Below are 24,823 nucleotides of genomic sequence, written 5' to 3' on the forward strand. Positions count from 1 at the left end.
ATAACCTGTCTCGCTAAAACATACAGATACAACCATGACAGAAACACTCACACAACTTTTCCTTCGTGATCTTGAAAAATTAAAAACAGAGATTTCCTCATTCAAAGATGAAAAGAACCTCTGGAAAATTTCCGGAGACACCCACCTGGACGGCGGGCAGGTAAAAAACTCTGCGGGAAACCTTTGCCTCCACCTTTGTGGAAACCTTCAGCATTTTGTCGGTGCAGTTCTCGGTAATTCCGAATACATTAGAAACCGTGATGCAGAATTCAGCCAAAAGAATGTTCCCATTCGTGAACTGGTGGCTGAAATTGAATTAACGAGTAAAGTTGTTAAGCAGACATTAGAATCTTTAACTGAGTCTTCACTAAATAATATTTACCCAAGCAATATTTTTGGTGAAGGAACAACAACTGCTGGTTTCCTGATTCACCTCGCAGCACATTTAAATTATCATCTTGGGCAAATTAATTACCACAGGAGATTAATTGATAAATAGTTCAAATCGAATAACTGCTTCTTGTATCTTTAAAAATTATTTTCTAAGTTATTAAGTAAATGATTAGTGTTTACAAAAATTGAATCAAGCATAAAGATTAAAGTTTCATAATAGCATTATCTCAGTTACTTAAAATTTTTTCATAAATAATTGATTGGGTAAAGTCATGAGTAAAATTCTTTACTTTCTTATGCGGAGATGCAGTGTGCCAGCATTGTTTTTAACACTCTTCGCTTCTCAAATAAATTTTTCACAAACCTGGGTCCGGCATGTTGATGGTTTTTCAATGTGGTCAATTGCAAAAGATTATGCAGGTAACATCTATGCCGGGACTACAGGATCAAACCGTGGAATTTTCAAATCAACTGATGGTGGCATTACATGGACGAATATGTTTTCGACTGGTGTATCAAATTATTTAGAAATCGCCTGCGATTCTTTGAACAACATTTATATTGCGAATGTTTCAAACGGTCTATTAAAATCAACTGATGGTGGACAGAATTTTACAGTTATTCCGGCAAGTACATTCGGCGGCGGTAATGTTAATACAGTAGCGTGCGGAATTAATGGATATATTTTTGTTGGAGTTACAAATGGCGGTATTTGGCGAAGTACCGATTTTGGAACAACATTTAATAACACCGGTGCACTAACTAATACTATTGTTTCATTTGCGGTTGACAAATTCGATGCTGATAGAATTTATGCAGGTTCTTCATCCAGTTCGTTAAATGGATTCTTTATTTCAACAGATGGCGGACTTACTTTTGGTGCGTCCACTATTTCTGTAAACATTTGGCAGATTTTACAAACGTCAAGTAATTCAATCTATATTGCTACAACATCTTCACCATATTCATTCAATAAATCTACGGATGGTGGATTAACGTGGACTGCTGTCGGCACTCAACCCGGTGCGATGCGTGGTGCTGCTCTCGATTTACTGGAAGATATTTATATTTCTGGAAATGGTGGTGTTTACAAATCAATTGATGGTGGTGCAACATTTAATAATCATAATTTAACTTTCAGTTCAAACAAGATTATTACATTTGAAAATAAAGTGATGGTTTGTGTTACGGGATCCACAAATGGTGGTGTGTGGGTTTTTACAGATACTCAAATTCCTGTTGAGTTGACAAGTTTTACTGCTGGTGCAAGTACTGATTATGTTGAACTGAATTGGGCTACTGCTACTGAGTTAAATAATTCCGGATTCAATATTGAAAGATCAAAATCAGATGAATTGCAATGGGAAGTTATCGGCTTTGTACCGGGATTTGGGACTACAACTGAAATGCATTCTTACTCTTTCACAGATAGCGATGTTCAAACCGGTCATTACTCTTACAGATTGAAACAAATAGATTTCGACGGCACTTTTGAATACTCACATATTGTTAAAGTTGAGGTTGATACTCCACTCGAGTTTATTCTGGAACAGAATTACCCAAATCCCTTTAATCCTTCCACAAAAATAAAATTCACCGTCCCGGCTCTCATTGCGATCCGGCAATTGCCGGAGAAGCAATCTCAAATGGTAACCTTAAAAATTTATGATGTTTTAGGAAATGAAATTGCTACACTGGTCAATGAGGAGAAACCCGCCGGTAACTATGAAATCAATTTTGATGCTTCGAAAATATCAAGCGGTGTTTACTTTTACAGTATTGCTGTCGGAAAATATTATGAATCAAAAAAAATGATATTGATCAGATAAAAACTTTACTCAAGTATATAATTTTAACCAAGCTTTTTGTTTTACTTAAAGAGGTCAGCAATGAAAAATATTGGAACTGTATTAATAATTTTTGTGTTACAAATCTCAAGCATTTCTTTTTCACAGAACTTCTGGGAACAAACAAATGGACCAACCGGCGGCAGCGTCATGACAATATCAGCTAACTCAAATAACATACTATTTGCTGGTTCAAGAGGTGGTGGAGTTTTAAGATCTACTGATGATGGTGACAGCTGGGAACAGATCAATAACGGATTGACAACTAACAGCATTGCATCGATTGCAATCAATTCAAGCGATCATATTTTTGCAGCATCTAACAGCGGTATATTTAGATCAATTGATGATGGAGAAAACTGGATAGAAGTTAATAATGGTTTGTCTTATCCATTTGTTATCTCGCTTGCAATTAATTCAAACGATGAGATCTTCGCTGGTACATTTGAAGGCGGTGGAGTTTTTAGATCGACCGATAACGGTGAGAACTGGACACTGGTGGTAAACGGTTTGACTAATACGTATGTACTCGGATTAGCAATAAATTCAAACAATGACATCTTTGCAGCAACTTATGATTTTGTTTTTCGTTCCACTGATAACGGAGAGAACTGGATTCAACTTACAAATGGAATTGCAAATCCTTATTGTTGGTGTTTTGCTATAAATTCTCAAGATCAAATTTTTTTGGGAACTGAAGGTGGCGGAGGAATTTTCAGATCGACTGATAATGGAAATAGCTGGACTCACATAAACAATGGACTTACTTCTTCAAACATTGTCAATGCACTGACTATCAACTCATCTGACGAAATATTTGCCGGTACTTATGGCGACGGAATTTATAAATCGACTAATAATGGAGATAGCTGGATACAGATCAATAACGGCTTGACCGGTCAATACGTGGTTTCATTAGCTGCAAATTCAAACGATAATTTATTTGCCGGAACTTTTCTCGGTGATGGTGTTTTTCGCTCGACTAATGGTGGAAATAACTGGACACAAATAAATAATGGTTTAATTGCGACTGAAGTCAGAGCAGTAAAATTCAATTCAACTAATTATTTATTTGCCGGTACTTATGGAACTGGAATGTTTCGATCTTCAGATTTTGGAAATATCTGGGAAGAAAAAAATAATGGATTAACAGCGGCTTATTTTACTTCAATAGCATTCAACTCAACTGATCAGGTTTTTGTTGGAGCTGATTTTATAGATGGTGCCGGAGGAGTTTTCAGATCAACTGATAATGGTGAAAACTGGACTGAGATAAATCAAGGAATGATAACGACTGATGTTCGCGCTATTGCAATTAATTCAAACAACGAAATTTTTGCTGGAACTTACTTCGGAGGTGGTGTTTATCGCTCAACAGATAACGGAAATAGCTGGACTCAAATTAATAACGGACTGACTTGTACAAATATCTGGTCGTTGGTAATAAATTCAGAAAATGTTCTATTCGCGGGAACTGCTGGTTGCGGATCAGGTGTATTCCGTTCAACTGATAACGGAGAGAATTGGGTTCTTCTGAATAATGGTTTAACTTCGACTGATATTGCTTCATTGGTAATTGATTCCGATAATAATATTTACGCCGGAACGATGAGTCAGATGGGTTCAGGTGGAGGCGTTTTTCGTTCGACTGATAATGGTAATACCTGGTCTGAAGTAAACAACGGTTTAACTAATTATGATATCAATGCTCTTGTATCAAATACTTATGAACTTGGTGATAATGTTTTTGCAGGAACTCCAAATGGTGTATTTCAATCTTCTGATAATGGAATGAACTGGTTTGAACTGCCTGATGGATTAACAACAAAAGATGTTCGAAGTTTATCATCAAGCTGGAATGGTTATTTATATGCGGGAACGGTCGGTGGTGGTGTTTTTAGAAGCACTGCTTCGACAACATCAGTTGAAAATGAAAATATAAATCCTTCATTATTTATTTTATATCAGAATTATCCGAACCCGTTTAATCCGAGTACAACAATCAGATATTCAATTCCGGTCTCCCGAAATTCCTCCAAAGGCGAGACTTTCGTAACACTGAAAGTTTATGATGTTTTAGGAAATGAAATCACGACATTGATTAACGAGGAAAAATCTGCTGGTAACTATGAAATTCAATTTGACGCTACCGATATCCCAAGCGGCGTATATTTTTATACTTTACGTACCGAAGAATTTACTCAAACCAGAAAGTTGGTTTTATTAAAATAAAATTGTTAAGGATTGGTTGACGATCATAATTAAACCCGATTTCAACCATCGGGTTTATTTTTTGTGCGAACTAAAATTTTCTGTTTTTACAAATTCTATTCTTTTGTTTTGCATGACATTAATATATTTTTAAGTGCTTCAATAATAAAATCTCTTTCAAAATAGTAAAATAAATCGGAGGTACTCTATGAAAATGTTACAAGAATTTAAACAATTCGCTATGCGTGGAAATGTACTGGATATGGCAATTGGTATCATTATCGGCGCGGCATTTGGGAAAATCGTTTCATCATTTGTTGCGGATGTGATAATGCCGCCAATTGGGTTATTGCTTGGCGGTGTTGATTTTTCAAGTCTTTCAATCACTTTAAAACAGGGTTCTGAAGGTGTAGCTCCTGTCATGCTGAAGTACGGGGTTTTCATCAACACAATTATTGATTTTATAATTATTGCATTCGCAATATTTATGGTTGTGAAAGCAATAAATTCGATGAAGAAAAAGGAAGAAGAAAAACCAGCAGCACCTCCAGCACCAACTAAAGAAGAAATTCTTCTTACAGAAATCAGAGATGAATTGAGGAAAAAATAAACTATATTTTTATCTTTGAGCCACGGATTAACCGTGGCTTTTTATTTTTAAAATGTTTGTGTTATGAAATTTAATTTGGTCATCTCTCTGCTATTTTTATCCTTACTCATTTCTTGCGGCAGAAAAGAATATACTGAGCAAGGCATACTTGAAATTAAAAATGAAATTGATTCATTACTTTACAACCCCGAAGCTGAAGAACATTTTAACTGGGGTTCTTCTGATGCCTATTCAAACTTCAGAGCTTATTTTAATGGGTCAAAACTAATTTTTATCAATGAAGATTTCCACTACAGAGAACCCGGAGAATCATTCAACAGGTATTATTTCAAAGATGGCAAAATGCTCTACTTTGTGGGCAGAGAATTAACTTATATGCCGGATAAACAATTTAAAAATGTTGAACTAATGGTTGATCCCGATGGCGATGTAATTGCGTACGATTATGTAATTAATGGTCAAAGGACAGGACTCGACGGTGATGATTCAAAAAAAATTATTAAGCATTCGCAGGAGTTAGAACGAATAGTATCTCAAAGGTCCAAGATTATCAGAAACTGAATTATGGATTATAATAGTCTGAGCAATGAATAGAATATTCTGGTTGCAAAAGGCTTTTCTGCTTCAACTGAAATTATTCGCTTTATATCATATCCTCTTCCGGATTTAATTGAACCGAGGTCTTCATCACAAATTACGATTCAAATATTTGAATCACTGACCTCAAAAAGATTTTACCTTACTGTATCTTGCCTGCCGAAAAGGTGCAGTAACAATTCAAATCGTAAAGAAACCAGGATTCTATTGTATCTGAGAAAGTTCTGATGGACTTAAAATTATTTATCCGGATCAAAGCGAATTATTTTTTGATTATGTTAAGAAGCAGGAAGAAGAATGTGCGATTATTGAAAATGATATTACGGGCTGAATTTGCTGTATAGGAAAAAAAAGTGCAGATCAATCAGTAAGATAATACCGCACACCAAAAGTATAATTCATAGCGCTCATATTTCCTGATCTGTATTCAGCATCGCTTTTAGCAAAGTTATATTGAGCTTCCGCGAATGTTGAAAAGTTGCTGTCATCCCAGTTTTTTTCTGCGATGAGTCCACCAAAAGCACCCCAGATATTTTCATTTTCAACACTTGAGATCACTCTCCCGGTTCTCAATCTTGCTTCCTGGTTGACTACCATAAAAGTTAAACCGCCATTAACACCTAACACGAGGTCATCAGTGACAAGGAAATTGTAAAGCAAACCACCATTAAGAATTAATTGGCTGAATGAGGAATTTACTTCCACAAATTTTTCTGAAAGCTGGCTGCTGAAGTTCAGATAGGATGAGTTGTACCACGATTGAAAATTTGATTGCGAGATGTAAGATGTTCTTGCATACATATACATATTTTTTATGAATAGAATTGGAATACCAATACTTCCGCCAAATGCAAATGATGCAGGACTCTGGGTTTCATTACCGGATAAATTAACGGTTGCAACTCCAGCCATTCCTCCAAGAAATATTGAGTTAGGTCTTAAATATGACTGTGCGTTAGTAAGAAAACCAGTTGAAAGCGATAAAACGAAAATCAATGTAAGTTTTTTCATAATTCACCTTTGTTTAATTGAAACGTAATAAATAATCCGGATATTGTCAAACTATATTTCAAGCGAATGGCTTTAATAATTTATATTTTTTTAATTCAACTCATCACGATTATATTTCATTAAATTTTTTTGAGATTTAAAACATCCCATTATTAAATCTGCAATGAAGCAGATGAACCTTCTTTCACCATATTTCTGGAATATTTAATGATTGCTAACAGAGTAAATGAGATTGCCGTATCCGAAACCATGCATATTGCAGCCGAAGCAAAAAAACTCAAAGCCGAGGGATTTGATGTTATCAATCTCAGTATGGGAGAACCCGATTTTCCCACACCAAAAAATATAAAAGAGGCTGGCAAAACAGCAATCGAAGAAAATCATACAAGATATACTATTAACGCAGGAACTGTTGAGCTTAGAACTGCAATTCAGGCTAAGCTTAAAAGAGACAATCAACTCGATTACAAACTAAATGAAATAATTGTTTCCAGCGGAGCTAAACAGAGCTGCTACAATGCAATTTTAACAACAGTAAATCCCAGCGATGAAGTTATTATTCCCTCGCCATATTGGGTTTCATATCCTGCGATGGTTAATCTTGCAGGTGGTACAGTTGTTGTCATTGAAACAACTGAAAAGAATGGATTCAGGATTACACCTGAACAGCTTGAAAAAGCCATCACAAAAAAAACTAAATTGTTTATTCTTTGCAATCCATCCAATCCGACAGGTTCAGCATACAATAAAGAGGAGCTTATTGCTTTAGCCGAAGTTGCTGAAAAAGGAAATTTTTATATTCTTGCCGATGAAATTTATGAGAAGATGGTTTATGATGATTTTGAGTTCTACAGTTTCGCAACTGTGGCACCTGAACTTCGGAATAGAATTATACTTGTAAATGGAATCTCAAAATCCTATGCAATGACCGGCTGGAGAATTGGTTACACAGCCGCCAATGAACATATAGTTGAAGGAATGAACAAGATACAGAGTCACAGTACATCACATCCATCTTCGGTTTCGCAATTTGCTGCTATTGAAGCATTAACCGGACCTCAATATGTGATAAATGAGATGTTTGTCGAATTTAAAAAGCGAAGAGAATTTTTGCACAATGAATTAATTTCAATTAAAGGAATTACTTGTTATAAACCGGAAGGTGCTTTTTATCTTTTTCCTAACATTTCAACATTTATGCATAAGCACTCAAAAGTATTGAAGATTGAAAATTCTTTTGACTTTGCGATGCACTTGCTTTACGAAGCACATATTGCTGTAGTTCCTGGAAATGCATTTGGCGCAGATGATTATTTGAGAATCTCCTACGCAACTTCGATGGAAAATTTGAAAGAAGCTGTGATAAGACTAAAAAAAGCTTTAGCGAGACTTGAAGTCTGAAATATTTATACTCGGCTTTAGTTTCTTTACAGGCTGATCTGCAAGATGATTTGAATGTTTGAGTGATTAATTGATTGAATGCGTTACGTTAAATTGAACTTTTATTCTTCATCATCAATTAAACATTTTGCTGTTTAATGTATTCCTGTAGTGAATCTGCTATGACTTCAACAGGCATATCAAGACCTGTCCAAAGTTTAAAAGATTTGGCAGCCTGAGCAATAAGCATCTTTAATCCTCCCACTACTTTTGCTCCTTGCATCTCTGCAGTTTTAAGAAATTTTGTTTTAGTCGGATTATAGATCAGATCGAAAACTATTTGATCTTCATTGAAAGAATCATCAATATCCGTGATTGTATCTTCAATCTCAGGATACATTCCTATTGTAGTAGCGTTAACAATAAGTTTTGAATCCCTTAAAGTATCAACATTATCCGGCGGAAAAAGTTCAAATGTATGAAACAAATCATATCGCATCTTCAAAGAAAAATCATTCGCCAGCGTATCAGCTTTCTGCTGGGTTCTGTTTATGATATTTATTTCCTCAGGTTTGAAATAACGGAGTAAAGTATAAATAACGGCTCGCGCACTTCCGCCGGCACCAATTACAGTTGCTTTCGCTCCAGATATTTTTTCTTTAAATGGAAGTAACGTTTCCAGGATTCCAAAAGCATCAGTATTATAACCCATCAACTTGCCATGGTCATTAACAATAGTATTTACGGCTCCTATAATTGAAGCTTCTTCAGATACTTCATCAAGGAACTTTATTATTTTTTCTTTGTGTGGAAGTGTTACATTTAATCCTTTTAAACCCAGTGCAAGCACTCCATTAACTGCGGCTTTAAGATTTTCGGATGGAACATCGAAAGGAAGATACACATAATCTAAGTTCATCTGTTCAAGCGCAAAATTTTGAATAAATGGAGAATATGAATGCTTAATCGGATGACCAATCAAACCAATTAATTCCGTATTTGCTAAAAAGGAATCTCTCACATAGCCCTCATATAAAATTCACAGGAATTGTGCACTTGTTAGTTTTCGCCTAAAAGTTTCTTAAAGAGCTTGGAAGATTTTATTTCAGGATAGTCATTTGTAAATTCCTCTTCAATACTTGGGTCCAGTTCAAATGCTTTCTTTAAACAATGAATTGCATCCTCAGTTCTGCTGAGAATAAAATTGACCTTTGCTTTCTCATAAATAGCTTTAGCATCATTTTCCTTTAAAACTATACATTTATCAAAAGCTTCAAGAGCGCTCAGCCATTCACCAAGTTCTATATAAGTTTCTGCAAGCGTGAACCATATATCGTAATTAGCAGGTGATATTTTTAATGCGTGAATATAACTTGCGACAGCTTCTTTTAATTTGCCCAAAGAATATTCAAGATCAGCTTTTGCGTACCATGCCTCTGCACTATCCTGAGCAAGAGTAACAGCTTTGTTAAAATCTCTTAAAGCATGCTGATATTTTCCTGCTGAATCGTAACAGTAACCGCGGGCTAAATATGCTTCAAAATAAGCATCGTTATTTTTTATTGCTTCACTGTAAAACCTGAGAGCATTTTTCAAATCACCAAGTTCTTCGTAAAGATTTCCAATATTAAAGCAGGTTGTTTCATCGTTCGAATCAAGTTCATAAGATTTCCTGAAACACTCGAGTGCTTCATGGTATCTCTCAAGTTCAGCAAGAATATTTCCTTTGTTGAACCATGCACTTGTAAAATTTTCTCTTATAGAAACCGCAAGATCATAGCTGTTTATAGCCTGTTCAGGTTTGTTCATCTTGGATAGAATAACTCCACGGTTATACCATCCGTTTGGGTTATATGGTTCCAACTCAAGAAATTTTTCGTAAGAAGCCAAAGAGTTAGAATAATCTTCCAAATTCTCATAACAAAAGCCAAGCTCGTAGTATGCTTCAGAATAATCAGGATTGAGTTTCAAAACTTTATTAAAAAATCTGATTGCAGCTTCGAATTCTTCATTATGCTGATGAAGAATTCCGAGGCTGTAGAGAGCATCTTCATTATTCGGATCGTTTGAAAGAGCTTTATTCAATGATTCTTTTGCCTGTGTGAATAAACCAATATTTTCTTCGGCAATTGACCGGTCAACAAGTGCATCAGTATCGCCAGGATTCAACGACAAAGCTTTATTAAAACATTCGATGGATTCATTAAAATATCCAAGTGCATTCAGGAATAATCCTTTTTTAATCCAGTATTCTGAATTGTATGGAGAAATTTCAAGAAGCGCATTTATTATGTATAACCCATCTTCATTTAGGTCATGTTCGAGGCAGGCTTGAGTTACTTCGTCAAACATATCAAGATAACCATAGACAGCACCAGTATCTATCAGCTTTTTACATTCTTCTATCTGTTCCTTAAGTTTTTCATTTCCGGAAGGTTCATCAAATACATATTCTTCATTAAAGAAATTCATCTACTTTCCTTATTAAATTTAATTCCACAAAAAATTTAGAACTAAAAAAAACTAAAAACAAGAATCGAACCGTTTGACATATTAATAAAATTTTTGTAAGCAAATATCGGACATAAAAAAAGCCCCGAATGAACGGGGCTAAGAAAGATAGGAGTTTACTTTAACAGTATAAGTTTCTTTGTATCGACAAAATTGCCGGAAGTAAGAGCGTAAACATAAATTCCACTTGGCAGATTTGAAGCATTAAATGTAACTGAGTAATTTCCAGCTTCTTGATTTTCATTTACCAATGATGCTACTTCTGTCCCGAGCATATCATAAACTTTCAAAGAAACTTCTCCGGAAGTTTTTATTGAGTATGAAATTGTTGTCGTTGGGTTGAACGGGTTTGGATAGTTCTGACTTAACTCATAGTTATCAACAACTTCGGTTGGATTATTAACAGAAATTTTATAAGGATCCTCTCCTTGAACAATTGCTTCTACTTCATTTGATGCTGGTGAAACTTTAGCTGTTAAATCAACTGCGGTAATATAATATTTTGCTACTGTTCCACTCTGGCATTGTGCACCAGGAGGAGGATTGCAAACTGTTTCCTCATTGTCAATATATTCAGTGGGCAGTGAGGCTGAAACAGTTGTATGCAATGTGAAGGGAAGAGAACCGATCCTCCTATAAATACGATAATAATCTATATCCTGTTCAGGATTTTTCTGCCAAACTAATTTAGGATGATTATTATGCGAGGACATAGTAAGATTTTGTGGTGCAATTGGATTTAAATTTTCCCACCTGTACCTCAAATTATTTCCGTTGTTGCTTCCTAAACTATCTTTCCAGATAACGTGAACTTCATTGCCTGCCGAAGATACATTTACGTGCATTGGATCAACTGATGGTGGATTAAGGCCATAGTTATAAATAATATCATCAGGATATCCGCTTATTGATTTGGAACGCCAGATGGCAAAATCCTCTATTTGTCCACCACCTTCACCACCAGCTATTTGTTTGTAATAAAATGCCGAATGACTGTTATTGTCAAAAGTAGTTGTTGAGTAAACCAATTGATTGAAATTAGAATAAGGGTTAGGCAGATAACCTAAAAAAGCATTATCACTTAATCTTTTCCATGCCCAGCCAAGCCGATGACTGTAAGTTCCATTCTCATAGAATGAATAGTAAATTACAAGTGTTGTGCTTGTAACACGAATACCAGCAAGGTTTGATGAAACAAGATTAGGTTCTGATACAGTATAACCTGATAATACAGAAGTCCAGTCATTTTGTGTAACTCTATATTTTCTCCAGTTATTAGTATTTGTGCCGCTCTTTTGCCACATAAAATAGACATAATCTTCGTTCACTCCAGTGTAACGGGCAGTTATTTTTGGATATGTGCCGGTTTCTCCTGTGGAAACTACCATTTCACCTGTGAAATTCCCACTCTGATAATTACGGTATCTATATTTTACTATTCCTGACTCAAGGTAAGTTATGTGCAAGTTTTGATTGGAAACTATAGATTCCATCCAAGATGTACTTGTCACAAGATTGAGTGTGTATATTAAACTCCAGTTTGAACCACCATTAGTACTACGTCTTACTCTCATTTGGCTTCCGATTCCATAAACAATATAAATATTGTCTGCATCACCGGAAATACTCGGAGAAACTACTGCGGAGTATTCTATAGTTATTGGCGAACCTGCAACTCCGTTCAGATTCATTTTGTAATATTTCAACGAACTACTGTTTTGGACGATAATATGGTTACCATCCCGGTTTGTAAATATATCCACACCGCCAAAATTTAATGCATTAGAAACATTAATGTTTGTTTCTTTAACAGAAGTCCAGTTTGGCGTCTGTGTAAAACCTGCTGCATATAGCAGCAGAACAATTAAGATGATTATCTTCTTCATTTTTAAAATACCTTTCTTGTCAAGGCTCAGCAGTTAAGCTGAGTCTGATTATTTTAACAAAAGTGATTTAAATGTTCTAACAGAATTCTTTGTCTTGAGGACAATTAGATAAACACCGCTTGGTAGTGAATTGCCAAGTCTGTCCCTTGCATCCCAGGAAATATTATAATTTCCCGGAGAGAATACCTTATCTAATAGTGTTGTTATTTCTTTCCCTAATGAATTAAAAATTTTTAACTGAACGTTTGAAGTTTCATAAATATTGAAGCTGATAATACTTTCTGAATTAAAGGGATTCGGATAAGCCCGAACGACTTCAAAGGATAGTTCTTTAATCTCTGATTCAATTATTCCAGATATTTTATCTCTTTTCAGTATGTAGCTAAAGTTATAAATAACTGAAGGTGTATATTTTTCCATCGGAATAAGAAGGTCTCTCTTTCCATCACCATTAAGATCTGCAATAGAAACAGGATAGAATTGAGCGCCGAGCTGTGTTACTTCTCCGAGCTTTGCATACCACAGCTTATACTGATGATTGCCGGGAGAACCAACAAATTTTATAATTAGTATTACATTGCCTATCGAAATAATTAATTCTTCTTTGTTGTCGTCATCGATGTCTACTGCTTGTAATAAATTAGTAAAGGAAAGGGAAGTCAAATATCTGAGTTCAATGCTTGCAACTACCTTATAGCTGTTATCCCTATCTGTTTCATAACATTGATAAAGAGTAATTCCCTCTTCAAAATCTTGCCCGCCAATCCAGAATTCAGGTTTTCCGTTCCCATCAAGATCTTTTGTAGCAGCTTGCATATATGTATTAGGCGTAGAAAATGGGAATTGATTAACAATTGAATACTCATTTTCATCTTCATTTTCTATTACAAATACATTACCGGGACCTGAGCTAATAACCAGTTCAGTCTTATTATCCTGATCAAAATCCCCGATTGCAAAGCCAGAGATATCACTATCAAAGATAGATTTAAATCTGAATACTTCTTCAAAATTGTTTATGCTATCTCTGTATTCAGATATAACACACATTGTTGTATCCCAAATACTCGGAGTAGTAAAAGCACAATCTGTTATCCCGTTATTATCCCAATCTCCCAATATTAAATTATTTATTTGGAGTGTGTCTAAATAAAAGAAGAAATCGGGAGTTGTTGGTAAAACACTTGCTGAATCACATTTATAAACTGGATAAAAGAAAAAAACATCATCCACTAATGATGCTATAATTATCTCTTTGTTCTCATCTTTGTTAAAATCTGCAATTCCTTTTACTAAAACTGTAGAAGTATCATAAGAAAATATATCTTGGTAAATGTCATTGATATTTCTCTCAAATATTTTTACTGGCCCAGCAATATTGGGTATAATTGTATTTGTACATCCGAATAATTCCGGTCGTCCATTATTATTTAAATCTTCTACTGGCTGAGGTAACCACCAAGAAATATTAGCTACAGGAACTTGTTGCCAAAAGGTAAATTTGCTGCTGTATTTAGTTGTATCTATTTCCCAAATGTTTATTATTGTTGTATCAACATCCGCATTACTTTCAAAAATATTTTCTTTGCTGCCAAGATAAAAAGTCCTGCTTTCTCCAATTCTGTTTGTTAGCCTGTAAATATTTGGTGAATTTTCTTCATACTTTCCTCCCTGTTCAACAAATTTTTGTAGTTCATACCCTTTGTTAAAATTGTTTTGCTGCGCAAGGATAATTGCACTTAATCCAAAAACCAGTAAGAAAAATATTTTATTCATTCTGCTACTCAATATTTTATAGGGAAAGAAAACACTGTTAGAGATTGCTTCTCCGTCAATTGCCGGATAGCAATAACTGATGATTTTTTTCAAGCTATGTAAAACCAGAAGGGAAGAATAAGAAATGAATGGATGGTTGATTGAATGATTGTATGAGAACTTTGAAAGTTTCATACAGAATAATCTGGATTGGTGAAAATAATTTCACCATCTTTCTCGCTCCGGAGAGAGAGAGAGAGAGCTAAATATCGTGCCAACTTTGAAGAACTTATTTCTGAAAAAAAGTTCATCGGTTTTCTACCCTGAATTAATTTCAATGAGAACTTAACGAACTGATCTCACAAAGTCAATATCTTTATTAAATTATATCAGAAAAATATTTTTGCATCTATGGATGAAGGCTGAATAATTGCGATGTGATGAAAATATGTTTATGAGTTTTGGATATCCGGGAAATAAATAAAAACAGAACCCGGTATTAACCGGATTCCGTGTGATGTTGAGGCTGGTTGTTTACTTCAGCAAAATTAATTTCTTCGTCTCCATAAAATTTCCTGAAGTTAATGTGTAGAAATAAATCCCACTCGTTAATGCCGAGCCTGATCGGCTTGGAAGTTCTGCTGCGTTGAAAGTAATTGAGTAATTTCCTGCTTCTTGATTTTCATTTACCAATGAAGCTACTTCTGTTCCGAGCATATCATAAACTTTCAAAGAAACTTCTCCTGCATTTTTTATTGAGTATGAAATTGTTGTTGTTGGGTTAAAAGGATTGGGGTAGTTCTGGCTGAGTTCATAGTTGTAACTTAACGCTGCAGAACCAGAGTTGTTAACTTTATTTGTTGCATTCGAACCATTATTCCCAGGAGAGTTATGTATGAATTTCAAAAATTCGATCATTACGGTCGAGGAATAAGCTGAATAATGATTGTTATTATCTAAAGCTCTCATTCTGTATTCAGCAAAATAACTCTCTCCGGAACCAGCACCTTGAACTTCTGAATCTATGAACTGAGATATACTACCGCCGGGAGAATAAACAACTGTCCAAGGTCCCCAGGGATTATCCAGAAACTTTATTCTGCGTTCAACTTGATAAGCATTATATGTCTTTACAAATACATCAGGTTCGTTATTTAATTGCCAGGTTAGCTTTGCGCACTGTACATTTCCTTGTTGATATGGATTAACTGCTAATCCAGTAGGTGCAAGTGGAGCATCATCATAATGCCTGAATTTTATTTTCGAAGGATAATCTGGATTGGAAACTCTTAACAGATATAAATCATTCGAATTTGAACTTAAGAAACTTGATTGCTCAAACAAAGGTACATTTGCGATAACACCTGAATAAGTTGTACCTGTAAGATACTTGTGAACATAGTTGACAGCCTGTTCATCATAATAGATAATATGTATTCTGTTATTAAGCGTATTATTGACAACGTGTATTTTGTTAACCGGAGTGAAAAGGTTTTCGTTGTTTTGATTCCAAGTGGAACTACCCAAACTTCTATATGAATGACCAATATATGAGCCTTCTGTACCGATTGAAGCATAGTCCGCTCTGTACATTTCATTTAAATAGTTACTAGAAATAATTGGTTTACCCTTTCTCAGATTGGTTGTATATGGTAAATAATTGAACGGAACGCTCTGAGATGCTTGCCAGGTACCTGAAGAACGGTCTCTAGTTTTTGGTTCATCAAATTGATATTTAATAAAGCTTACGTGAACTCTGTCAGGTGAAAATGTTAAATCAGGTTCGTCTCCACCGTACTCTTCATTATCTGTAATATTTTTATATTCGCTCCAACTAGGACCCGATGGAGTAAATTTTATGAAGTGTGAATCATAGCCCCAACCGCTTACTCTGACTTCTGACCAAACTATGTAAATTAATGCATCATATTTATAAGCAAGAATTTTATTGCAGCCGGTATTGACTAAATCACGACTAGAAAATGTGTTATTCCAGGTATCACCGAGATTGGTGCTTCTTGCTACTTTAATATCATCGTTTTTGTAATAGACTGCATAAACGTCATTTCCAAATGCAACTACGTTTGCATGATTAGTTCCTGCGCCTTCTGATTCAATTACTTTGTCGTATTTTATTACACCTCCATTCGAGTTCACAAGTGCATATCTTATTCCTCCATTCCTTGAGTAAACAATATGCACACCATTTTGATCTACAAACGAAGTAACTATTGTATTTGACTGGACAAAGAAATTAATATCGGTTTCAGACGACCAATAATTCTGACTAAAGCCGACTGATATAAATAAAACTGTAAGAATAAAAATTAGCTTTTTCATTTTAGTTCTCCCTTTTTATCCAGGCTCAGCAAATAAGATGAGTCTGATTATTTAATTAAAACTGATTTAATTGTTTTGCTGTATTTATCAGCAATCATTGTAATGAAATAAATTCCGGAAGGAACTAAATTTCCATTTACATCTGTTCCATTCCAGATAATTTCATATTCTCCGCTTAAGCAGGTTTCATTTATTAATACTTTTATCTCTTCCCCGAGTGAATTATAAATGCATAAAGATACTCTTGCGTCCGATGGTAAATGAAATTTTATCCTGGTTTCAGGATTGAATGGATTTGGATAGTTATTATACAAATCAAATCTATCAAGAATAGGATTATAATTATCATCTACTTCAGAAATCTTATTGCGTTTATGAAAAACAGAGTAATAAGCACTCTTCTGAGATGGAAAGTAAAGGTAATGATTTGCAACAATTTCATAAGTTCCATCACCATCTAAATCAGCAGCATCAATTCTATCTATCAATTGACTTGAGTATGTAGTATCAATTAATGGTAAGAGGTTAATAAAATCGAAATAGTAAGAACCTACGCCATTATTTTTAATCCCAAAAACAAAATCTCCGTTTGCAAGAAAAAGATCTTTCTTCCCATCATAGTCCAGATCACAAAAACGCAATTTACCTGTTGTAAAAGCAAAAAGTCCCCGAATATCAATCTGGTAAACCTGCTCATAATTTCCGGGCACGTCAGCTTCAAAAACGTAAATTCTTGTTACACCGCCATAAAGGCTGCTGTTGAAATCACCACCTATCCATATCTCCGGCTTCCCGTTACCATCCATATCGTCTGTAAAAGTGGTCAGATATGCATTATAAGTTTGGAGTGTATCTTCAAGTTCAACCATATATTGCTTTCCCTGAACATGTTCGTATATATAGAATTTACCATCTATACTTCCGGTTCCAAAATTTCCTTTCACATCCTGATCAAAATCACCCGTTGAAATACCATAAGTATATTTATCAGGTAATGGGCGATGATAATAAATAAGTTCATAATTATTTATTTGAGGATTATACTTAGCCACGTGGTTGCTGTATGACCATACACTATCACCATCTCCTGCATCCAGAAAATAAATTATCTCGAGATTAATATCATTATCAATATCATAAAATGTTGGTGTGTTGGGTTGATACTGTGGGGGAAAGGAGTTATAGATAAAATTGAAATTATTGATTAAATCATTAGGTGTATTCTGTTTGAAAAATTTCATACTGTTTTCCCTACCTCTATAGAAAATATCCAACAGTCCATCATTTGTAATGTCTCCAACATCAAAAAACTTATCAGATGAATCCAACGGAAAATCATAAATCAAGCTGAATAACGAGTCATTACTTTGCTCATAAATTTGTGTGGCATGAAAATCCAAAAACGGTGAATTATTGACAAATCGATAAACATAAAGTTCCATCTTATTATTCTTATTAGCATCAATGGCAATGTAATTTGCTGAGTAAGCATTATAGGCTGGTATTTTTCCATAGGAACGGTATAGATTATCATAGTAACTGAGATTTAGTGTATCTAGCTCTAAAATCAAGTCTGCTTGACTAAGATTATCTTCTTCTGGGAATGCTCGCAAAGATTTTAAGTAGCGGTCATTTGTTGCCTTGTCAATTACTTCGAAGGTGCTATCCTGCAAAAGATGGACATCAATACCTGGATTATTCCTGAATTCATTAAATGACCTTTTTTGTGCAAATGTGCTTTGAGCTACTGTCATAACTAATAATATCACAATAAAAAATTTATTCAATAACATACTATCCTCTTAATAAAAATTTCGTGGAAGAGATTTGCTTATCTCCGAGCTATGTAAAACCAGAAGGGAAGAATAAGAAATGAATGGATGGTTGATTGAATTGCTGTATGGAAACTTTGAAAGTTTCATACAGAATAATCTGGATTGGTGAAAATAATTTCACCATCTTTCTCGCTCCGGAGAGAGAGAGAGAGCTAAATATCGTGCCACCTTTGAAGAACTTATTTCTGAAAAAAAGTTCATCGGTTTTCTACCCTGAATTAATTTCAACAGAAACTTAGATAAGGAATTTTAGAAAGTCAAGGTGGTTCTTGATAAATTGTTGAACTCGTAAAAAAACCCACGATCACTCGAGAATTTACAAGCACTAAATAGATTTAATTTTTACTTTTTCAAAACCGCAGTCACTTTTTTCGCAGCATCAGCAAATGAATCAGCAACTTCAAAGTTTAATCCTGATTCTCTCAGAAGTATTCCTGCTTCTTTTGCGTTCGTACCTTCAAGCCGTACAACAATCGGAACAGCAACGTGCATTTCTTTTGCTGCGTCAATAACTCCCTGTGCAACCCGGTCGCATCTTACAATTCCACCAAATATATTAATAAGAATTGCTTTAACATTTATATCAGAGAGAATAATCTTAAAACCGTTCGCCACTGTTTCTTTGCTTGCACCACCGCCAACATCAAGAAAGTTTGCCGGTTCACCGCCCGCAAGTTTTATAATATCCATTGTTGCCATTGCAAGTCCGGCGCCGTTAACCATACAGCCAACGTTTCCATCGAGTTTAATATAATTGAGATTATACTTTGATGCTTCAATCTCCAAGGGATCTTCCTCATCAAGATCTCTGTAAGCTGCAATTTCAGGATGACGGTAAATTGCATTATCATCGAAGTTCATTTTTGCATCCAGTGCAATAACTTTGTCATCATTCGTGATCACAAGTGGATTGATTTCAAGCAAAGAAGCATCCGTTTTTTCATAAGCATTATAAAGAGATTTTATGAATGGTATAAAACTTTTGAAAGCACTTCCTTCCAGACCAAGAGCAAAAGCAAGTTTACGTGCCTGGTAATCTCGCAATCCGACTGCCGGATCAATCCATTCTTTTATAATTTTTTCGGGAGTTTCCGCAGCTACTTTTTCAATCTCTACTCCACCTTCAGTAGAAACCATGATTACATTTTTAGAAACTGCACGATCAAGAAGAATTCCGAGATATAATTCTTTTTTGTAATCGAGTCCTTCAGTGATGAATAGTGTTTTTACAATTTTCCCTTCCGGACCTGTTTGATGTGTAACAAGAAGATTACCTAAAATCTTACTTGCAATTTCTTTTGCTTTTTCAACTGAAGTTGTGAACTTAACTCCGCCTTCAAGAATTAATTCATCAGGGTTTTTAGGATTATATAATTTACCTTTTCCTCTTCCGCCTGCATGAATCTGCGATTTAACAACAAACTGACTTATACCTTTCTGCTTAAGCTGGAAGATTACTCCATCGAATTCGTCCATACTTTTTATTGCAATTCCATCCTGGACAGGAACGTTATATTTCTTTAAAGTTTCTTTTGCCTGGTATTCGTGTATTTTCATATAATTTCCTTTATTATTTGCTATTCCTATTTTGTCATTCCGAACTAGGTTCGGAATCTCGTTAAATGATTTTAGAAACTGAAACAAGTTCAGCTTGACAAATGTTATTTTTCCCCCATAAACGGATAGCGCCAATCTTTGGGCGGATCAAAAGTTTCTTTAATTGTTCTCGCTGTCATCCATCGCAAAATGTTCATTGCACTTCCTGCTTTATCATTTGTGCCTGAAGCTCTTCCACCACCAAATGGCTGCTGACCAACAACTGCTCCGGTTGGTTTATCATTTATATAAAAATTTCCAGCAGCATTTCTTAATCTATTAGACATTTTAACAATTACATTTCTATCTTGTGCAAAGATTGCACCTGTTAATGCATAGGGAGAAGTTTCATCGCATAATGTCAAAGCTTCATCAAGTTTGTTATCATCATAAACATATATTGTTAAAACTGGTCCGAATATTTCTTCCTGCATCGTTTTAAATTTTGGATTAGTTGTAAAGATAGTTGTTGGTTCAATAAAATATCCTTTTGAATCATCAAAGTTACCACCGGTGATTATCTCAGCTTCGTTAGATGCTTTTGCATATTTGATATATTCGGTGATTGTCTTAAATGCACCTTTATCAATTACAGCACCCATAAAGTTCGTGAAGTCTTCCACATCACCCATTTTTATTTTACCAACTTCAGCTACATATTTTTCTTTGAACTCTTTCCAGATTGATTTAGGAATATACATTCTTGAAGCTGCAGAACATTTTTGTCCTTGATACTCAAATGCACCCCGTAAAGCTGCAACAACAAGTGCATCAACATCTGCAGAATTATGAGCAAAAATAAAATCTTTACCGCCGGTTTCTCCAACTATGCGTGGATAGTATTTCATATTTTTTAAATTGTCCGAAATTGTTTTCCACATATTCTGAAAAACTTCAGTCGAACCGGTAAAGTGAACACCTGCAAGATTTGGATTTGTAAATGCCGGTGTTCCAACCTGTCCACCAGAACCGGGGACAAAATTAATAACTCCTTTCGGTAAACCAGCTTCTTCAAATAATTTCATCAACCAGTAAGCTGAATAAACTGCACTCGATGCTGGCTTCCATAAACTAACATTACCTACAATCGCCGGTGCAGTTGGAAGATTTCCAGCAATCGATGTGAAGTTAAATGGTGTAACGGCAAAGATAAAACCTTCAAGAGCTCTGTACTCCGATCTGTTCCACATTCCATAAGGTGAATATGGCTGCTCTTTCATTAATTCTGTGGTGTAATGACAATTAAATCTATAGAAGTCAACCAGTTCAGCAGCAGAATCAATTTCTGCCTGGTAAACAGTTTTGGATTGCCCGAGCATTGTTGCAGCATTAATTGTAGATCTCCACGGTCCTGCTAACAGATCAGCAATCTTTAAGAAAACGGAAACTCTATGTTCCCAAGGCATTTCAGCCCATTCTTTTCTAGCTTCGAGTGCGGCTTCTACTGCCATGTCAACTTCTTTTTTACTTGCTTTATGATAAACACCAAGAACATGGCTATGATTGTGTGGAATTCTCATCTCCTCAGTATTGCCGGTTTTGACTTCTTCTCCGCCGATTATTAACGGAACTTCAATCTTTTTAGATTTTAATTCAATTAATTTTTTCTTTAACTCTTCTCTTTCCGGACTGCCTGGTTTGTAAGATTTTACTGGTTCATTTATTGGGTGTGGTACTTTGAAATATGCATTAGACATTGGATATCCTTAAAATTAAAAAATGTGTTATGAAAATTACCCTTTTTGGCTTTGAGATACAATGTAAACGATTATCACTCAAATGATTTTTCTCATAGATTTCTTTCAATAATATTTCTTTGCAATTAATTATTACTGCATTATTTTACAGGTAGATAAATGATGGAAGCAGTGACAGAGGGTTTGCAGCCATTCATTCCACTTAAATAATTTTAATGCTTTGCTGAACTAAATGGAGTAGCCAATGGGATCGTTGAAAGCATTCTACACAATACCTGAACTTTATAAATTCTTAACAGAAGATTTCGGACCTAAAAAAGGTGGTCACGCTATTTTCAGGAAAGTCGATAATGTTTACACAGGAATTACCTATCCCGAACTTAAAAAAGAAACCGATTCTTTTGCGTTTGGGTTGAATGCACTCGGTTTAAAAAAGGGTGACAGTGTAGCACTAATTTCCGAAAATCGTCCTGAATGGGTTTATGCTGATTTTGCAATGCAGATGCTGGGGATAGTTAATGTACCTCTATACCCATCTTTAACTTCAGATTCAATAGAATACATACTCAACGATTCGGAATCAAAAGCGATAATTGTTTCGACTGGATTTCAATTAAATAAAGTTCAAAAGGTTTTAAAGAATTGCAAACATTTGAAATATATTATAATCCTTAATGATCACGATGATGTTTCGGTATTGGATAATCTTTTCACTTTCGCACAAATTCAGGAAAAAGGAAAGAACATCCGGAATAGCAGCCCCGATTTGTTAAAAAAATCTTCGGCTGAAATTAAAGAAGATGATATCTGCACAATCATTTATACTTCCGGAACAACTGGCGAACCAAAAGGAGTAATCCTTACTCATCAAAATATTATTTCGAATGTAAACGCTGCACTTGAGATTTTCCCAATTACGAAAGATGATGTGTTCCTTTCATTCCTTCCTCTTTGTCACATCTTTGAAAGAATGGCTGGTTGTTACACCGCATTCGCAGCAGGATGCACAATTTACTACGCTGAAAGTATTGAAAAGGTTGCTGCAAATCTCCAGGAAGCAAAACCAACTTTGATGACATCCGTTCCAAGATTGTTCGAAAGAATCCAATCACGAATAATTAAGAATGTTGAAAGTCAATCGGTTACAAAACAAAAAATATTTTATTGGGCACTGGATTTAGGCAAACAATATTTCGCCGCCAAAAAGAAAGGCTCAGTCCCATTTGCTCTGTCAACAAAATATAAAGTTGCCGATAAGCTTGTATTCAAAAAAATAAGAGAACGCACAGGTGGAAGATTAAGATTTTTTATTTCAGGTGGTGCTGCTCTTTCAAAAGAGCTGGGAGAATTTTTTGAAGCTGCCGGAATTAAGATTGTTGAAGGTTATGGGCTAACAGAGTCGTCTCCGGTAATTACAGCAAACAAACCTGACGATTATAAATTTGGGACTGTTGGCAAACCATTGCCGGGAGTTGAAGTTAAAATTGCTCCTGATGGTGAAATACTTGCCCGCGGTCCAAACATCATGAAAGGTTATTACAAAAAGAAGAAAGAAACAGACGAAACAATAATCAACGGCTGGTTACACACCGGGGATATCGGTGTATTTGATACAGAAGGATTTTTACAAATCACGGATAGGAAGAAACATCTGTTTAAAACAAGTGCCGGAAAATATATTGCTCCAACTCCTATTGAAAATATTTTTCTTGCAAGTAAATACATTGATCAATTTGTTTTGATCGGAGATAAGAGAATGTTCCTGAGCGCGCTCATTGTTCCTGATTATGAAGCATTAAAAGAATATGCCGATGCACATAAAATTTCTTACAACAATGAGGGTGATCTTACAAACAATGATCAGATTTATAAATTAATTGAAGATGATATGGGCAAGCTGCAAAAAAAACTTGCTAACTATGAACGTGTTAGAAAGTTTGCATTGCTTGATAAGCCCTTCACAATTGAAACAGGCGAAATAACTCCAAGCCTGAAGATTAAGCGAAAAGTTGTTGAGGAAAAATACAATTACCTGATTGAGAAAATGTATTTCGGTGGGATGGAGAAGGGTTAAAGTTTTCTTCTTTTTAAGTCATTCCTGGAGCGTAGCAACCCTGCCTGTCGGACAGGCAGGTCAGGAAACTGAACGCAGATTCTGGAATCGTTCTATTTACCTGAATGACAGAAGCAAAATGAAAAATTCTAATAAAGACTTCTGAAAAATTCTAGTTTGTTATATTGAACGACCTGCTTGCAAGGCAGGTGTGAAATATCTTGTTTTAAATTAAAAAGATAATATTCAGAGTGACACATCGATAATAATTCAGAAGTATCAATAATTACTTAAACTCGTCTCATCACATCAATAATTTTTTGATGGACGAATTTATTTGTTGCAAGGATTCTATTTGAATAAATACCAATTTCTTTCCCATCAAAATCTGTAACAAGTCCGCCTGCTTCTTCAACAATTAATTTTCCAGCACAAATATCCCATGGGTGAAGAGAAACTTCCCAGAATCCATCAAATACTCCGCTTGCAACAAAACAAAAATCAATTGCTGCGGAACCAAGTCTTCGTACAGCACGGGCTTCTTTTAAGAAAGCGATAAATCTTTCAAAAGCTTTATCAGGATTTTCTTTTATGTTGTACGGAAACCCGGTAACTAAAACACTGTGCCCGAGGTTTTCATTTTTACTAACAGAATTTTTTTTCTCGTTTTCAAAACTGCCTCCATTTTTCTCTGCAGAAAAAATTACATCTCTCATAACATCGTAAACAACTCCGTAAATTGTCTCACCGTTTTTCTGAACACCAATTGAAACTGCAAATATTGGAAGTCCGTGAGTAAAATTAGTTGTTCCATCGAGAGGGTCAATTATCCAGAGATATTCTGCATTTTTATTTAGCTCACTTCCCTCTTCCGCTAAAATTCCGTGAGAAGGATATTTTTTCTTTATAAAATCCGTAATAAGTTTTTCCGATGCTTTGTCGGTTTCGGTAACAAGATTTTGTTCGTTTGTTTTGAATTCTACTAAATGAGTTTTGCCGAATGCATTTCTGATTAACTCACCGGCTTCTTTGGATATTTGGATTATGTCGTTAAGCATAAAATTATTTTTTGGTTTTAAATATAATAACATAAAATAATTT

General features: G+C 35.1%; 19 protein-coding genes. 9 read left to right on the top strand and 10 right to left on the bottom strand.

The window, feature by feature from the left end; all coding sequences use genetic code 11:
* Positions 1-34 precede the first annotated feature (34 nt).
* The 5 genes from HND39_00790 to HND39_00810 all read left to right on the top strand — a co-directional run bounded on the left by HND39_00790 (position 35) and on the right by HND39_00810 (position 5,622).
* A complete protein-coding gene (locus HND39_00790; protein QKJ94917.1) occupies positions 35-499 on the top strand; it encodes a DUF1572 family protein in 465 nt (154 codons plus the stop codon).
* Positions 500-1,568: 1,069 nt separating this feature from the next.
* The gene (locus tag HND39_00795) at positions 1,569-2,222 is read left to right on the top strand and encodes a T9SS type A sorting domain-containing protein (GenBank protein ID QKJ97826.1); all 654 of its coding nucleotides are present in this window, start codon (positions 1,569-1,571) and stop codon (positions 2,220-2,222) included.
* A gap of 60 nt (positions 2,223-2,282) precedes the next feature.
* Positions 2,283-4,472 (top strand): T9SS type A sorting domain-containing protein, encoded by a 2,190-nt coding sequence (locus HND39_00800; GenBank protein QKJ94918.1) that lies wholly within the window; start codon positions 2,283-2,285, stop codon positions 4,470-4,472.
* A 187-nt stretch (positions 4,473-4,659) separates the two neighbouring features.
* Complete coding sequence (gene mscL / locus HND39_00805; protein ID QKJ94919.1) at positions 4,660-5,061, top strand: large-conductance mechanosensitive channel protein MscL; 402 nt, start codon at positions 4,660-4,662, stop codon at positions 5,059-5,061.
* Positions 5,062-5,124: 63 nt separating this feature from the next.
* On the top strand, positions 5,125-5,622 hold the full coding sequence (locus HND39_00810; GenBank protein QKJ94920.1) for a hypothetical protein: 498 nt from the start codon (positions 5,125-5,127) through the stop codon (positions 5,620-5,622).
* Positions 5,623-6,018: 396 nt separating this feature from the next.
* Here the strand turns inward: HND39_00810 and HND39_00815 are convergent, their stop codons facing one another.
* Positions 6,019-6,669: a hypothetical protein gene (locus tag HND39_00815; GenBank protein QKJ94921.1), complete on the bottom strand. Its 651-nt coding sequence runs from the start codon at positions 6,667-6,669 to the stop codon at positions 6,019-6,021.
* Positions 6,670-6,876: 207 nt separating this feature from the next.
* Between HND39_00815 and HND39_00820 the strand changes: the two genes are divergently transcribed.
* A complete protein-coding gene (locus HND39_00820) occupies positions 6,877-8,070 on the top strand; it encodes a pyridoxal phosphate-dependent aminotransferase (protein ID QKJ94922.1) in 1,194 nt (397 codons plus the stop codon).
* Positions 8,071-8,188: 118 nt separating this feature from the next.
* On the opposite strand, the gene aroE is transcribed toward HND39_00820, so the two are convergent.
* From aroE to HND39_00850, 6 genes are all read right to left on the bottom strand, one after another.
* Positions 8,189-9,070, bottom strand: coding sequence for a shikimate dehydrogenase (gene aroE, locus HND39_00825; GenBank protein QKJ94923.1), 882 nt, complete (start codon positions 9,068-9,070; stop codon positions 8,189-8,191).
* Positions 9,071-9,108: 38 nt separating this feature from the next.
* The gene (locus HND39_00830; GenBank protein ID QKJ94924.1) at positions 9,109-10,521 is read right to left on the bottom strand and encodes a tetratricopeptide repeat protein; all 1,413 of its coding nucleotides are present in this window, start codon (positions 10,519-10,521) and stop codon (positions 9,109-9,111) included.
* Between the two features lie 155 nt (positions 10,522-10,676).
* Entirely contained in the window at positions 10,677-12,251 is a 1,575-nt protein-coding gene (locus HND39_00835; protein ID QKJ97827.1) for a T9SS type A sorting domain-containing protein, read from the bottom strand.
* 243 nt (positions 12,252-12,494) lie between these two features.
* The gene (locus tag HND39_00840; protein ID QKJ94925.1) at positions 12,495-14,222 is read right to left on the bottom strand and encodes a T9SS type A sorting domain-containing protein; all 1,728 of its coding nucleotides are present in this window, start codon (positions 14,220-14,222) and stop codon (positions 12,495-12,497) included.
* Positions 14,223-14,735: 513 nt separating this feature from the next.
* Positions 14,736-15,170, bottom strand: a complete 435-nt coding sequence (locus tag HND39_00845; protein QKJ97828.1) for a T9SS type A sorting domain-containing protein — start codon at positions 15,168-15,170, stop codon at positions 14,736-14,738.
* A gap of 1,418 nt (positions 15,171-16,588) precedes the next feature.
* Complete coding sequence (locus HND39_00850) at positions 16,589-18,328, bottom strand: T9SS type A sorting domain-containing protein (protein QKJ94926.1); 1,740 nt, start codon at positions 18,326-18,328, stop codon at positions 16,589-16,591.
* Positions 18,329-18,441: 113 nt separating this feature from the next.
* Here HND39_00850 and HND39_00855 point away from each other — a divergent pair, with 113 nt between their 5' ends.
* Entirely contained in the window at positions 18,442-18,615 is a 174-nt protein-coding gene (locus tag HND39_00855; protein QKJ94927.1) for a hypothetical protein, read from the top strand.
* Between the two features lie 103 nt (positions 18,616-18,718).
* On the opposite strand, the gene sucC is transcribed toward HND39_00855, so the two are convergent.
* Complete coding sequence (gene sucC / locus HND39_00860; protein QKJ94928.1) at positions 18,719-19,933, bottom strand: ADP-forming succinate--CoA ligase subunit beta; 1,215 nt, start codon at positions 19,931-19,933, stop codon at positions 18,719-18,721.
* Between the two features lie 104 nt (positions 19,934-20,037).
* Entirely contained in the window at positions 20,038-21,669 is a 1,632-nt protein-coding gene (gene pruA, locus HND39_00865) for an L-glutamate gamma-semialdehyde dehydrogenase (GenBank protein QKJ94929.1), read from the bottom strand.
* Between the two features lie 244 nt (positions 21,670-21,913).
* On the opposite strand from pruA, the gene HND39_00870 reads away from it, so the two are divergent.
* Together HND39_00870 and HND39_00875 are read left to right on the top strand one after the other, a co-directional pair.
* On the top strand, positions 21,914-23,743 hold the full coding sequence (locus HND39_00870) for a long-chain fatty acid--CoA ligase (GenBank protein ID QKJ94930.1): 1,830 nt from the start codon (positions 21,914-21,916) through the stop codon (positions 23,741-23,743).
* Complete coding sequence (locus HND39_00875; protein QKJ94931.1) at positions 23,724-23,888, top strand: hypothetical protein; 165 nt, start codon at positions 23,724-23,726, stop codon at positions 23,886-23,888. The genes HND39_00870 and HND39_00875 overlap by 20 nt, the downstream gene beginning before the upstream one ends.
* Before the next feature lie 124 nt (positions 23,889-24,012).
* Here HND39_00875 and HND39_00880 read toward each other — a convergent pair whose 3' ends face one another.
* Positions 24,013-24,780: an inositol monophosphatase gene (locus tag HND39_00880; GenBank protein QKJ94932.1), complete on the bottom strand. Its 768-nt coding sequence runs from the start codon at positions 24,778-24,780 to the stop codon at positions 24,013-24,015.
* Positions 24,781-24,823 lie beyond the last annotated feature (43 nt).

Source organism: Ignavibacteriota bacterium (assembly GCA_013285405.1).
Lineage (GTDB): Bacteria > Bacteroidota > Ignavibacteria > Ignavibacteriales > Ignavibacteriaceae > IGN2.